The organism is Xenorhabdus bharatensis, from assembly GCF_037996705.1.
Classification (GTDB): Bacteria; Pseudomonadota; Gammaproteobacteria; order Enterobacterales; family Enterobacteriaceae; genus Xenorhabdus; species Xenorhabdus bharatensis.
In genome coordinates, this window is the sequence record NZ_JBBMXG010000001.1 from 48,492 (window position 1) to 62,847 (window position 14,356).

Consider the following 14,356-nt stretch of genomic DNA (forward strand, 5'->3'; position numbering starts at 1 on the left):
GGTGGAGCTAATTCAGTTGGGTCAACTTCGTGATGTTGTTATGAGTACAATCAAGAAGAAGATGCCAAATAAATCCGTTACCTTTGCTCAGGCTACAACAAATGATGGTCAGACATTGTTAGCGGTGAATGACTTGTTTATTGGCCCCAAAAGCCACACTTCTGCACGCTATATGATCAAGTGGCGAGGGCAGCAAGAACTCCAATCTTCATCTGGCATCATTGTTTCAACAGGATTAGGCTCAACAGGGTGGTTTCAGTCTATCTTAGCAGGAGCTCAGGCCATCATGGGAGCAGATTATCACCCTTTGTCTCAGGGGTATGATTGGGGAGAGAGAAAGCTTCAATTCAGTGTACGAGAGCCTTTTCCCAGTAAAACAACGGGCATACAGTTAGTATTTGGCACAATTGAGGAGCATTCCCCGCTGCAATTGGAATCGTTGATGCCTGAAAATGGCGTGATTTTTTCTGATGGTATCGAAGATGACTATCTACATTTTAATGCAGGTTGCATTGTGTCAATTGATATCGCAAACGTACAAGGACAATTGATTGGCTAGACTTAAATGTATTAGTTCAGATGATACCTAACATATAGTGACTTAGTATAAAATGACATTAGGATAAAATATGAAATCATGAAAACCAATATCAATCGCATATTAAATTTTATTAGTCGAATGCAAAAATAATAAAAATAAGCTCTCTATTTATTTGAAATAGTAAGAGCTATTTTTAGTTATAATTAATTAAATGATATTCTCCAATTCATGTATGCTTTTTATTTTCCAGTCAGAAACATCCCAATATGAATGATTGTATTCGATATTATTCGGTATCACTATGCATTTCATTGAGGCAGCTTTAACTGAAATCATACCGGTTTTTGAATCTTCTATTCCTATGCACTCTGTAGGTAAAACATTCAATTTTTCTGCGGCGTTTAGATAAACCATTGGGTGGGGTTTATTATATGGCATATCCTCTGCTGAGGAGATATAATCAAAATAATTATCAATACCACATTGTTCGACTATTTTTAATAGGAAAGATAATGGAGAAGCAGAAGCAATGCCAATTTTTATATTCCTCTTTACTAATAGTTCTAAGCACTCTACTACTCCATCCATAAGTGGTTTTTCCGAGAGAATTAATTCAACCCCTTTGTGAAAAAGCTCTTTTTCAATTTTAGATTTATTTAAATTATTTTTATTATAAAGTCGACAAGCTCTATCTATCATACCGGATACTGGTATACCTGCCATACTGAGCATTTCATCATAAGTGATAGGAATACCATAATGATTTAAAATTAGCATGCCTGATTTTTTCCATAATGGTTCAGAGTCTATCAGTACACCATCCATATCAAAAATAACTGCTTTCATACTCACCTCTTTTTCTTAGTTATACAATGCCATGATCACTTTATATCCATTAAATTATTTTTTTATTTACTTTAAATCATTTTATTTATCAAACTTTAGTCAGTTTACCTCTATTATTTTATATCTAATTAATTATTTTAGTATCATGATTTATGTATTTAATGAAGAAAAATTTACTTTTCAAGTTGAATCTCACAAATATTGATCCAGATCTCTGTCCATCATTTTTTTGAAAAAAAGAGCATGTTAATACTTGAATTTTATTCCTTACAGAGTATTTTAAGACCAATAACCATACAAAATGTAGTGTTTATTGAGATTTTTCATTAATCATATAAGGATGCTTTATGGACATCAGTAGCCTACTTATGGACTTCAGAATAACCTCACATTGTAATCTTGATTGTGATCTATGCTTCCGAAACCCGGGCATAGAAGATTCTCCTCTCACCACCGCATTTACTGTCATTGACCGGATGTATCAAATGGGCTTCCGCCGTATAGGTTTTACAGGAGGGGAACCTACTTCAAGAGCAGACTTTATTGAACTAATTGAATATGCAAAAAACATTGGGTTTATGACCTACTTGTCAACTGTTGGACATCGCTTCATGATGGATCATAAGCGATTAAACCCTGTTTTAGACTGGGTAGGAATGCCAATTGACGGGATTAATCAGCAGGTTAATACGGATATCCGCAGTGGTAAAATGAGCAATCAACATAGAGTTATCAAAAATATATTGATGTGGCTCCCTAAAGCACATAACAGTATTAATATAAAACTAACCACCGTTGTTTCCCAGTCAAATATTAATACCTTAAACGATATTGTTAGCTGGGTTGATAATCTTCCTTATAAAATTCAGGCATGGCGATTTTATCAGTTCTGTCCATTAGGGGTCGGAAAAGAAAAAAGGGATAAACTGGAAATAGAAACCGATTTGTTTATCGACAAAATGGAAGCACTGAAAAAACAGTATCCGGACATGCCAATAAGCTGGGCTACCTTTGAAGAGCGTGATAAAGCCAATGTCGTCATGGAGCCTAATTTTGATATTATTATCCCTGATGGTGAAAACTATACTCTGCTTGGTAATATGCTAGTAGACCCGCCAGAAAAAATTTTGCAGGCAATTTTAGGGAATAGTGAAATCATGCATAAATGCGAAAATAATCGATTTTGGTTGGATAATAGGGAATTTACAGCATGAAATATGATTATCTTTATATGGACCCTTGGTCTGTAGACAAAAGAGAAGGAAACCTAAAAAGAAAACCGCTATATATATGTCTATCCGGAAACTCTGGTGTGGGAAAAAGTACTCTGCTTAAACGACTATCCTCATCGCTATTTCAACATGACCCATATACTATCGCCATTGACGAAAAAAGTGTTCACCATTCTTTCCTGCAGTATCTTTTTGAGGATACCAATAACTACGGTTATCTAATACAACTCAATTTTATGATCCAACGGGCTCTGCTCATCAAATCTTGGATTGCTAAGGGATTTAACCTAGTGATGGAACGTTCTCACCTTGAAGATTATATATTTATTAATTTCATGCTGAAGACCGGGTATATTAATGAATCACATCACAAAGCATATATGCAATTATGGGAAGAAATAAATCATATTATTCCTGTACCAGACCTTATCATTTTTCTTGATTATTCCGCAGAACATTCTCTTCAACATTTACATGCTGATGAAACTCACGGTATCCGCCCCAAAGAATTTCCTGATGAAGTGACAAAAATTAAATGGATAAAAGGCTGGCATGATGAGTATCAATATTTCTTGAATAGCCTTCCCGAAAATCTCCGGAGCAGAGTGATGATTTGTCAAGGACCGGATAATATTGACGAATTTTCTGATATAGTCATTAATAAAATAAATATGTTGCGGAGGTAACATGCGTCAAAGAACTATTGTTTGTCCTATCATTCAGAATAATGGTGAATACCTGCTTTGTAAAATGGCGTCTGATCGTGGTGTCTTTCCGGGTCAGTGGGCATTGTCCGGGGGAGGAATAGAACCCAACGAAACAATGGAAGCAGCACTGAGACGAGAAATTAGAGAGGAGTTGGGTGAAGCTCTGGAAATAACGGAAGTGAAACCTTGGGCTTTTCGTGATGATATCAGGATTAAAACGTATCCGGATGGCACTACCGAAGAAATTTACATGATTTACCTTATCTTTGACTGTATCAGTACCAACCGAAACATTACATTCAACGAAGAATTTCAGGAAATTGCGTGGGTGTCACCAGAAGCCATGAAAACCATGGATCTGAATGAAGCAACACGGGTTACCTTTACCCAGAAAGGAATCATCTGATAAATTCCACCAGCTCATCCCTGCCACCCATAATGATGGCAGGGGCAGGCCACAGAGCCATGGCTCACGTGCTCTATCCCAATACCCATCCTGTTTCCGAGAACGTCCGGACATTTATCGATTTCTTACAAAGTCAGCTCGAAAAGCTCAACAACAAATAATAAAAAATCCAAATAGTCAATCTCCAACACATTAGCAAAACTCACGATGAGTGACTCAAGAGAAAAACGGAGTGAAGACAAACTTATCCCGAACCCCATCTGAAAAATTAACAACCTATAGCCGTTCATCAAAAACATATTCACTTAACCAAATGTATTATTGACGGGCCGTTACTCCTGAGTATGATATTCAGTTCAGCAATAGGAGTGTTTATGACTCAGCTTACCCCGCTTCATTTTTTCAAATATCTTTCAGATGAGACACGCCTGCACATCATGTTGTTGCTACGTGAGACCGGCGAGTTGTGTGTTTGCGATATCTCAACAGCACTTCAGGAACCACAGTCTAAAACTTCGCGCCATCTGGCCATGCTTCGCGAAGCCGGGCTGCTTTTAGATCGACGTGAAGGCAAATGGATTTACTATCGTTTGTCTCCACATATCCCTGTCTGGGCAGCTAATGTCCTTGAACAGGCGTTTCAATGCCAGCAGGCTGAGATAGCTCAGTTGAGTACGCGATTTCAGAAGATCAACTCGACAATAAGCGGTAAATCCGTCTGCCAGTAACAAGAAAAAATTTATTCAAACATATTCGATTTTTCACATATGTATATTTAGGAGAAAACTATGTGGCTTGCAGGGGCAATTTTTGTTCTGACTCTGATCCTGGTGATATGGCAACCAAAGGGGCTTGGCATTGGCTGGAGTGCCGTCATTGGTGCCACACTTGCCTTGATCACAGGTGTTGTCCATATCAGTGATATTCACGTGGTGTGGCAAATTGTCTGGAACGCAACGGCAGCCTTTATCGCTATTATTATCATTAGTTTATTGCTTGATGAATCGGGCTTTTTTGAATGGGCAGCCCTGCATGTTGCACGTTGGGGAGGGGGTAGAGGCCGTTGGCTTTTCACCTACATTATCTTGCTCGGAGCCAGTGTTTCCGCGCTTTTCGCAAACGATGGTGCGGCGTTGATTCTGACTCCGATAGTGATTGCGATGCTTCTGGCGCTCGGTTTCAGCCGGGGAGCCACGCTGGCATTTGTCATGGCTGCGGGATTTATTGCCGATACAGCCAGTTTACCGTTGATCGTTTCTAATCTGGTGAATATCGTCTCTGCTGACTTCTTCAAACTGGGATTTCATCACTATGCCTCAGTAATGGTGCCGGTTGATATCGCCGCTATCACCGCTACACTTGCCATGTTGCACTGGTTTTTCCGCAAAGAGATTCCGAAGACCTATGACATTGCGAAATTGAAATTACCGCGTGAGGCTATTCGTGATATGCGCACATTCAAAACCGGTTGGATTGTGCTTGGCCTGTTGTTGACGGGTTTCTTTGCCCTTGAGCCTTTAGGCGTCCCTGTGAGTTTGGTTGCTGCTGTCGCCGCTCTTGTCCTCTGGCTGGTTGCTCGCCGAAGTCATGTGATCAATACGGGTAACGTACTGAAGAAAGCTCCCTGGCAAATCGTTATTTTCTCACTTGGGATGTATTTGGTGGTGTACGGCCTGCGTAATGTCGGTCTCACCGATGTTCTGTCTGGCATACTGAATACCTTAACTGATTACGGCCTTTGGGGAGCGACACTGGGCACGGGTTTCCTGACAGCAATTCTGTCATCGGTGATGAACAACATGCCTACCGTTCTGGTGGGTGCACTTTCTGTTGAATCCAGTACGGCAACGGGTGTTATCAAAGAAGCCATGATTTACGCCAATATTATTGGCAGTGATCTGGGACCTAAAATCACGCCCATTGGCAGTCTGGCGACATTACTTTGGCTGCATGTTCTCGCGCAGAAAAATATCATCATCTCATGGGGCTATTATTTCCGTGTCGGGATAGTAATGACCATACCGGTTCTTTTTGTGACGTTGTCTGCACTGGCACTGCGCCTGTCGCTTTAATAACCTTTAATTATAGGCCGGATCTCCCGCTAAACAGAAAGAGAGTGTGTAATAGCAGATATCACTATTTATCATAATCCGGCCTGTAGTGCTTCGCGCAATACACTGAATTGATCCGTAACAGTGTATTACGGGCCTGCGGTGGCACTATCAGAAACAGTGCAGCGTTACAAAATGACAGGGCAATGCCCTATCCTTGTCAGGTCTTTGAAGCCATTGGCCTACGATACTTTCAAGCATTCGCGCTTGAAAATAGTAACCGTTCACTCCAAGCTCAGATAGAATCTCGCGTAAATTTTGAAGAGTGGCTGGCTGAGAACCCTTGGCCTTAGTAATCAGTTAGCCTTAGTATTATTTGTAATCGGATATGCTCAAGGTCTTACTCTACCAACCCTATCACCATAGCATCGCATAATTTTTATCGGTGACCCAGAAACATAGACGGTTAATAAAAGTGAAAAGGCAACCCGGGTATTTTCAGCAGGCACCACATCATCTGGAAGTATTATACACAATGGATTTCAAGATGCGTCGAGGCGGCAAGGGAGAAAATCCCCAGGAGCATAGATAACTATGTGACTGGGGTGAACGAGCGCAGCCAACAAAGAGGCAGCTTGAAAGACGAAGTGTATATATTATGTTTACTACTAACGTAATTATAAAAAGAAATTGTTACTTCTTTTTTTGAACCATTAGGTAAAAAATTGAAAGTAACACTACCATCATTACCATTATCTGCTCCAATATATACGGCTTGTACATATCCCGTACGATCCTTGTTTGCATTACAATTTCCTGCAAAAGCATAAGCATAAGCATAAGCATAAGCATAAGCATAAGCATGACCTTGCATAATCATCATAATGAAAATGCCAATCATAAAGTTAATTTTCATATTATATTACTTTAGGTTTTAATAACTAACCTGTTAAAATACTAAGTCTATTCTAAATATTATGTCATATCTATTAGTCATATCTATTAACCATATCTATAAAGAACTTGATTAATTTAGAATTTATATGTCATCACCGCATTAAATGATTAATAACTTTAATGCTATTTTCAAAAGATACTTTTCTTCCGCGAGGGTTTCATAAGCCACATAATCACTTGTACAGTAACTTCCCTTTATGGTGCTAACGGTCAAGCTCGCTGTAATATCATATATGCACATTTTCTAATTTTAATTAAAAATCAAATAACTGACATAACGATAATGTATCATAATTCATTATGATGATACTTGTAACGATGAAACATTTAAATTTTCCTAAAAAGATAACACAAACAATACCCCTGTACTATAATAGATAACAGATATTAGCTTTCTTCAAATCGCTGGTTTACTTATAGCGAAATAATAGACTATTATTTTAAATAAATAACCCAATGTACATGTTTGTAGTAGGTTATTTGAATAAATATCAATTCATTCACTTCGCTTATAGCAATATTTCATTGACTATGACAATGAAATAATTATTAAAACTATAAATATTGTTTAATTTAAAAAATTAAGAGAGTCTAAGATGAAGTGTATATTATTAATACTATTATTCTTCGCATCTAATGTTTTTGCTATTCAGGATTATGATCCCGCAGTCCGTACAAACCCGAACAGGCATGCTTGCTCTTATGCCATTAATGATCAAGTCTATAGTCCAGCCCGATATTACAATAACCATCTAAGATATTTAATAGAAAGTAATATAGGGCAGGTTGCTGTTTTTAATGGCGAAAGATCTTATTTTGTTGATACGACAACAGAAATACGTCATGCATTCGATATGTGGCGGCGGCACTTAGCCCAAAGGGGTATTCCCATCACCCTTACCGAAGTTCCTCAAGGCCCACCGGGTGAAGTTAATTTTTGGTTCTCCAGAGCAGAGGCAAACCCAGAATATAACCAGCAAGGTTTTTTACAGCAATATAATATATATGCTGTGACAACTTTAATCTTACCGGATCAAATTATGAGTCATTACGCATACCCACTTTTTAATATTGCGGGCATTGTTGTATCAAATCAGATGTATTTTTCAAATGAAGAATTCAATACATTCAGGGATGCATTACCTTCAGGGATTGGAGATCAACAAATTGCAACCATGCTAGTTTATTATATTATGTCTCATGAAATTGGTCATGCTTTAGGTCTACACCATCCAAATGAAAATATGAATGATTTTGAAGGGTCTCATCAAGATCCTATCGATCTGGAGGCAGGACATATTTATGGCGAGTCAATTACTGCACTCGTTCCCCGAGGGGCACCAGATGCCAGAACACCATTAATGGGAGCTGATGATGGGTATTTTGAACGCTTATATAACCAATTAGGTAGAAGATTAAACTATGACGATATTGGGCCATCAGAATTAGAGTTAAACGCTATCGCTACGGAAAATGCATGTGGTGGTTTTCCTCCATCTCAACCTAAAACAAATATTGTGCCCACGCAGGATTGTAAAGAAAAACCTCGTGTATTTTTTCCTATAGCACAGCTACTGGTACCCATTTATCAAACACAGTTTTAACTAAAATTTGCCTAAAAATTCCGGGCGCTAAGAAAAGCGCTCGGTTGTATAGCAGGCATCTTTCTCGCCAAAAGAGAATGCACTATAGCCTATATACAACTGATCGTTGTTCATGTGCAGGCTGATGGAAACGAACATTTTATATTAATCTCAGAATATTTCTGATAGCTCTGGCTTACAGCCCCAAGCTAATCCTTTGATGAGCGCTTTTAATATGCCATCATATTCGTTTTGGGAAATGCTACTTTCTAGCAGTCTCTACTGCCCATTAGGATGAAAATATGTTTGATATTTATATGAATCGTTGGAACCTTATTCCTGATGGTGAGCCGTTCAAAACTCACACTTCGCAGCTTTTACCGGTCATGAAGGATGGAACAAAAGCGATGCTTAAACTCACTCATGACGAGGACGAGCAAATTGGGAGTAACTTGATGGGTTGGTGGGATGGCGAAGGCGCTGCAAAAGTTCTTGCCCATCATGATGGTGCACTTCTCATGGAACGAGCGACAGGTTCTGAATCACTGACCAACCTGTCCAGAACGGGTGATGACGATAAAGCCTGCCGTATTATTTGCACTGTGGCCAATCGATTACACACCTCACAACAGAAAGCTCTCCCAGCGCTGACTCCGCTCTCGCATTGGTTCCGTGCACTAGAACCTATGGCACAAACCTATGGAGGCATCCTGACACACTGTAACAGGGCGGCACAAATCCTACTTTCTGCTCCCCGTGATGTGGTCGCACTTCATGGTGACCTGCATCATGCAAACATCCTCCATTTCGGTGCACAAGGCTGGCTAGCCATAGATCCTAAAGGCCTCATTGGCGAGCGTGGGTTCGATTATGCCAACATGTTCACGAATCCTGATCTCGCCGATCCCAATCCGCCTGTAGCCATCATATCGGAAAGGTTTGCGAAAAGGCTTGCAATCGTGACAGAGATGGCAAGGCTGGATCGGGAACGCATGCTCTTATGGATCATGGCATGGTGCGGGTTGTCAACAGTCTGGTTTCTCGAAGAGGGTAACGAAGCTCCAATCACCCTACAGGTCGCGAAATTAGCTCTCACAGAACTTGAACGGTAATGTAAATTGGAAAACTAAATCAGGGAAAAACACTGAAATCTTGAGGGAATTGAGTTTTGGCAGGTAAATCGCCTGCCAAATCATTAATAGGGTGTTCTTTAAAGTATTATCACTCGTTATCAAAAACCTAAACTATCCAATAAATCATCAACCTGTTCTTGGTTGGCGATAACGCCAACCCCGTCCTGGTTGACCTGCGGGCCATTAAGAAGACTGTCATTCTCTTTTTTCGTTTTGGCCATCTGATCAGAAGGTATATTTTCCATTAATACCATCACCAGTTGTTTTTCCAGTTCCTGAATGACTTCCATCATCCGTTTGATTACCTGCCCGGTGAGATCCTGAAAGTCTTGTGCCATCATGATCTCAAGTAGTTGGGCATTGGTAAATGCGGTATGTTCCGGTACGAGACTGAGATAATTTCTCGTGTCCGTAACCAAAGAACGTGCCCCGGCCAGTTCTAAATCAGTCGGGTTTGCGAACCACTCATCCCAGCGCTGAGTCAGGGATTTTGCAGAAGCTTCTAATTCATTCTGGCGGGGCTGAGCCACTTCAACACAATTCAACACTCTTTCTGCTGCTTGTGCCGTCATTTGGACAACGTAATTCAATCGTTCCCTCGCATCAGGGATCGCCTCAGCCGCCTGAGCAATGGTTTGATCCAATCCCAGTTCACGCAGACTATCTCGCAGCATTCTTGTTAACTGCCCGATACGACTGATTATTTCACTGGTTGTAATCGCCTCATCTCTTCTAGGCATGACTGGATTTTCACTCATTTTGTCTCCTTAGAGCCCCAACTTTTCAAATATTTTGTTGAGCTTTTCTTCCAAAATTGCCGCTGTAAATGGTTTCACAACATAACCACTGGCTCCGGCCTGTGCGGCTGCAATGATGTTTTCTTTCTTTGCTTCCGCCGTTACCATCAGAACCGGTAAAGCAGCCAGTTCACTGTCACTGCGAATTGTTTTCAGTAACTCCAGGCCATCAATGTTAGGCATGTTCCAGTCAGAAATAACAAAGTCAAATTCAGCTGTCCGAAGTTTTGTCAGGGCTTCTGCTCCGTCCTGTGCTTCATCAACGTTGTTAAATCCCAATTCTTTCAGCAAATTACGCACAATACGACGCATGGTTGAAAAGTCATCAACTACCAGAAATCTTAAATCCTTACTTGCCATAAAAACTCCTTGAAATTTTGTTCATCCGACAGCATCGTGCTGTAAAAGTTAACACTCAATATTCCCTTTATCTTTCAGTCTACTATCCTGTAATCTGAAATCTATCGGGCCTAAATATGACTCAATTCAATCAGCCCCGATTAAATGCGAACTGATTGCACGGTGCTGATTTTAGCCAGCATCGTTCTGCTGAGTTTTTGCAGATCCATCACATCATCGACAGCGCCCAGCTGGATCGCCGCCCTCGGCATACCAAAAACCACGCAGCTCGTTTCACTTTGTGCCAGTGTGTAAGCTCCGGCTTTCTTCATTTCCAGTAAACCTGCTGCGCCATCACTTCCCATGCCAGTCAGGATAACCCCCACCGCATTACGCCCGGCATATTTGGCCACGGATCGGAACAGGACATCAACGGAAGGACGATGACGATTCACCGGTGGAGCACTGCTGGTCATTATCTGGTAGTTTGCACCGCTACGGCACAGTTCCATATGACGATCTCCCGGCGCGATATAGGCATGTCCCGGCAAAACTCGTTCACCATCTTCCGCTTCTTTAACGGTAATTTGGCTCAGTTTATTGAGCCGCTCGGCAAATGAGCGGGTAAAACCTGATGGCATATGCTGTGTGATAAGTAGTGCCGGGCTGGTAACAGGCAAAGGTTGTAACAGGTTTTTAATTGCTTCAGTCCCGCCGGTAGAGGCACCGACCGCGATCAATTTTTCACTGGATAACAGCGGCTTAAAACTCAGTGGAGCGTCAACTTTCTGTGCTGGTTTGATCGTGCTGATTTTTGCCTGCGCCGCCGCTCTGATTTTTTCAGCAATCAGCTCGCTATAGGCCAGCATTCCTTCACGGATCCCCAACTGTGGCTTGGTCACAAAATCCACAGCACCTAATTCCAGTGCTTTTAATGTGATTTCCGAACCTTTTCCCGTCAGGGAGGAAACCATCACAACGGGCATAGGACGTAATCGCATCAGTTTTTCGAGAAAATCAATTCCGTCCATCCGTGGCATTTCGACATCCAATGTCAGTACCTGCGGGTTATGTTTTTTGATTAAATCGCGGGCAACAAAGGGATCAGGCGCACAATCCACAACTTCCATGTCAGGATGGCTATTGATAATTTCCCGCATGATTTGGCGCATCAGCGCCGAATCATCCACACAAAGAACTGTTATTTTATTCATGACCCCTCCTTGCCTGACCTACACCGTAAACGGTCTGTCCCTGCAAGTAGAACTCTCGGCTAATTTGAGTAACGTTCTCGGAATGCCCGGCAAAGAGCAGACCATCTGGTTTTAAGAAATTGACAAAATGTCGTAAAATTCTTTCCTGCGTTTTTTTATCAAAATAAATCATGACATTACGACAAAAAATCGCATCAAATTTACCCTCAAGTGCCCACTCAGAATCCAGTAAATTCAGATGCTGAAAGCTGACCATTTCAGTCAGCACCGGGCGAACTCTGGCATACCCTTCATAAAAACCAACACCTTTGAAAAAGTATTTTTTCTTTTGACTGTCACTCAGATGCTGTAGTTCATCTAATCGATAAATTCCCTGACGCGCTTTTTCCAACACCTGAGTATCAATATCACTGGCAATGATTTTTATCCGGTTTGAACGATGCCCTAACGCATCACATAACGTCATGGCGATGGAATACGGCTCTTCTCCAGTGGAAGCAGCTGCACTCCAGACACGGTAAGTCCCCCCGTTTTTTTTGCCGGCATGTGCCGCAAGAATCGGAAAATGGTGGGCTTCCCTGAAAAATGCAGTGAGATTCGTTGTCAGGGCATTGACAAATAATTCCCATTCTTTGCTATAACTGTTCTGTTCCAGAATCGACAGATACTGACCAAAATCATCAAATCCCAGAACACGCAAGCGCCTGACCAGACGGTTGTAAACCATTTCTCGTTTATTTTTTGCCAATACAATACCGGCCCGCTGGTAAATAAACTGGCAGATGCGCTCAAAATGCGCATCCGACAATGTATGCCGCTGGAACATAAAGTTCAGCGGTACAGTGGCTTCAGTATTTGAAGCCGTTAAGTTGGATTTCATCTGACCTCAGCGTACTTGACTCACAGCATACTCATCGGTCATTTTTGATGCAGTATATCCCTGATAATCGTGCTCATATTCTGACGTTTTTGGCAGTTCAAATTGAGCAACCGTTCTGACCAATGTATCTGCTTTATCTTCAAGTGCCGATGCCGCGGCAGCGGATTGTTCCACTAATGCGGCATTTTGCTGAGTGACCTGATCCATCTGGCTCACAGCCTGAGCTACCTGATGGATACCTCGGCTTTGTTCATCAGAAGCTGCCGCAATTTCAGTCATCAGATCAGTCACCTGATTGACCGACCTGACCAGCTCATCCATAGTTTGTCCGGCATGATTCACCAACTCTGAGCCTTGATTAACACGGTGAACAGATTCATCAATCAGAATTTTGATCTCTTTTGCCGCTTCAGCACTGCGTTGCGCCAGATCACGGACTTCTCCGGCAACCACAGAGAACCCTCTGCCCTGCTCACCGGCACGTGCTGCTTCAACCGCGGCGTTCAGGGCCAGAATATTAGTCTGGAACGCAATACCGTCAATTACGCTGATAATTGCACTGATTTTCTTCGAACTATTGGCGATTTGATCCATTGTCGCCACAACACTGCTGGTCTGTTCTCCGCCTTTAGTGGCAGTCTGAGAAGCCGCAACCGCAAGAGCACTGGCCTGACGGGCATGTTCTGCGTTCTGTTTAACGGTGACGGTCAGCTGTTCCATACTGGCTGCGGTTTCTTCCAGAGATGCGGCCTGTTCTTCAGTACGTGAGGATAAATCAGTATTACCCTGCGTAATTTCCTGAATGCCGATATACATCTGATTAGTATTGTCTCGCACCGATGATATGGATTTAATCAGCGATCTCTGCATATCGCGTAGTTTTCTGAATATATCGCCGATTTCGTCGTCAGTAGTCACAGCAACTTCTTTATTCAGTCGCCCTTCAGCCACATCCTGAAAACAGGCTCTCATATTGTCAAAAGGCCTGAGCAGGTTACGCTTCAACCACCAGTGAGCGGCGGCAGCAACAATAAATACCATCAGGATGGAACCAAAGAACATGGCAATGGCCACTTTATAGTAGAACTCTGCATTATCTACCGTATCTTCAATATTCTTGTTGAGGTACTGCATATAATGTTTATACGCAAGTTCCATTTTGAGCTGGTATTCTTCTGTCGGCTGGTCAAGAAACGCCTGAAAATCGCCGCCATAAAGAAATTCTTTCATCTCTTTCAGAGCACTGAAATAGTCCTTATAAGCGCGATCAAGGTCAGTTAATAAACCATCCCTTCTTTCATTCTTTCCTACCTGAGGCAAAGAGGTAAATTGGTTAAAGCTTCTTTCAGCTTCATTTAATGAATGTTTGAGCAATGCTTCCATTGCATCGATTTGTTCTTTAGGTTGCCCTACTTTTTGAGCAATTGCGATTTTGTTCAGGGTGTTACGCGTTTGCAATAATGCAGTCCAACTCACGCCCAGACTATCTCTGCGCTGAGTTCCCAAATCAATTCTTTCGATATATGACTGATCTGTATAAATGATCCCCAGCGATAGACCACTGGAAATCATTTGCATAATACAAAACATCATCAGTAATAAATACAAACTGGTTGATATGCGAAGCCTGCCTAACATGTAATCACCTCGTTGAACGGCTGCATAATGCA

The 14,356-nt window shown here is 41.5% G+C and carries 14 protein-coding genes and 1 pseudogene; 8 read left to right on the forward strand and 7 right to left on the reverse strand.

What is annotated here, in order from left to right:
* Positions 1 to 13: 13 nt before the first annotated feature.
* Positions 14 to 559, forward strand: a pseudogene (locus AAC855_RS00205) (diacylglycerol kinase catalytic domain-containing protein); the annotation flags it as partial.
* A gap of 189 nt (positions 560 to 748) precedes the next feature.
* Here AAC855_RS00205 and hxpB read toward each other — a convergent pair.
* Positions 749 to 1,387 (reverse strand): hexitol phosphatase HxpB, encoded by a 639-nt coding sequence (gene hxpB / locus AAC855_RS00210; protein ID WP_340607668.1) that lies wholly within the window; start codon positions 1,385 to 1,387, stop codon positions 749 to 751.
* A 347-nt stretch (positions 1,388 to 1,734) separates the two neighbouring features.
* On the opposite strand from hxpB, the gene AAC855_RS00215 reads away from it, so the two are divergent.
* The 5 genes from AAC855_RS00215 (at position 1,735) to AAC855_RS00235 (ending at position 5,804) form a co-directional block, all read left to right on the forward strand.
* Positions 1,735 to 2,601: a radical SAM protein gene (locus AAC855_RS00215; protein ID WP_340607669.1), complete on the forward strand. Its 867-nt coding sequence runs from the start codon at positions 1,735 to 1,737 to the stop codon at positions 2,599 to 2,601.
* A complete protein-coding gene (locus AAC855_RS00220) occupies positions 2,598 to 3,305 on the forward strand; it encodes a deoxynucleoside kinase (protein ID WP_340607670.1) in 708 nt (235 codons plus the stop codon). The genes AAC855_RS00215 and AAC855_RS00220 overlap by 4 nt, the downstream gene beginning before the upstream one ends.
* A gap of 1 nt (position 3,306) precedes the next feature.
* Positions 3,307 to 3,732, forward strand: a complete 426-nt coding sequence (nudI, locus tag AAC855_RS00225; RefSeq protein WP_340607671.1) for a nucleoside triphosphatase NudI — start codon at positions 3,307 to 3,309, stop codon at positions 3,730 to 3,732.
* A gap of 374 nt (positions 3,733 to 4,106) precedes the next feature.
* Positions 4,107 to 4,460: a metalloregulator ArsR/SmtB family transcription factor gene (locus AAC855_RS00230; RefSeq protein WP_340607672.1), complete on the forward strand. Its 354-nt coding sequence runs from the start codon at positions 4,107 to 4,109 to the stop codon at positions 4,458 to 4,460.
* A 60-nt stretch (positions 4,461 to 4,520) separates the two neighbouring features.
* Positions 4,521 to 5,804, forward strand: a complete 1,284-nt coding sequence (locus AAC855_RS00235; protein WP_340607673.1) for an arsenic transporter — start codon at positions 4,521 to 4,523, stop codon at positions 5,802 to 5,804.
* Between the two features lie 571 nt (positions 5,805 to 6,375).
* On the opposite strand, the gene AAC855_RS00240 is transcribed toward AAC855_RS00235, so the two are convergent.
* Positions 6,376 to 6,699: a hypothetical protein gene (locus AAC855_RS00240; RefSeq protein ID WP_340607674.1), complete on the reverse strand. Its 324-nt coding sequence runs from the start codon at positions 6,697 to 6,699 to the stop codon at positions 6,376 to 6,378.
* Between the two features lie 637 nt (positions 6,700 to 7,336).
* On the opposite strand from AAC855_RS00240, the gene AAC855_RS00245 reads away from it, so the two are divergent.
* On the forward strand, positions 7,337 to 8,344 hold the full coding sequence (locus AAC855_RS00245; protein WP_340607675.1) for a zinc metalloprotease: 1,008 nt from the start codon (positions 7,337 to 7,339) through the stop codon (positions 8,342 to 8,344).
* A 281-nt stretch (positions 8,345 to 8,625) separates the two neighbouring features.
* Positions 8,626 to 9,435, forward strand: coding sequence for an aminoglycoside phosphotransferase family protein (locus AAC855_RS00250; protein ID WP_340607676.1), 810 nt, complete (start codon positions 8,626 to 8,628; stop codon positions 9,433 to 9,435).
* A 119-nt stretch (positions 9,436 to 9,554) separates the two neighbouring features.
* Here the strand turns inward: AAC855_RS00250 and cheZ are convergent, their stop codons facing one another.
* From cheZ to AAC855_RS00275, 5 genes are all read right to left on the reverse strand, one after another.
* Positions 9,555 to 10,214 carry a protein phosphatase CheZ gene (gene cheZ, locus AAC855_RS00255; protein WP_099111795.1) on the reverse strand — a complete coding sequence of 220 codons (660 nt, stop codon included), beginning with the start codon at positions 10,212 to 10,214 and terminating at the stop codon, positions 9,555 to 9,557.
* 9 nt (positions 10,215 to 10,223) lie between these two features.
* Complete coding sequence (cheY, locus tag AAC855_RS00260; RefSeq protein ID WP_099111796.1) at positions 10,224 to 10,613, reverse strand: chemotaxis response regulator CheY; 390 nt, start codon at positions 10,611 to 10,613, stop codon at positions 10,224 to 10,226.
* A 140-nt stretch (positions 10,614 to 10,753) separates the two neighbouring features.
* Complete coding sequence (locus AAC855_RS00265; RefSeq protein ID WP_340607677.1) at positions 10,754 to 11,806, reverse strand: protein-glutamate methylesterase/protein-glutamine glutaminase; 1,053 nt, start codon at positions 11,804 to 11,806, stop codon at positions 10,754 to 10,756.
* Positions 11,799 to 12,686, reverse strand: coding sequence for a protein-glutamate O-methyltransferase CheR (gene cheR / locus AAC855_RS00270; RefSeq protein ID WP_340607678.1), 888 nt, complete (start codon positions 12,684 to 12,686; stop codon positions 11,799 to 11,801). The genes AAC855_RS00265 and cheR overlap by 8 nt, the downstream gene beginning before the upstream one ends.
* A 6-nt stretch (positions 12,687 to 12,692) precedes the next feature.
* A complete protein-coding gene (locus tag AAC855_RS00275) occupies positions 12,693 to 14,324 on the reverse strand; it encodes a methyl-accepting chemotaxis protein (protein WP_340607679.1) in 1,632 nt (543 codons plus the stop codon).
* Positions 14,325 to 14,356: the final 32 nt, after the last annotated feature.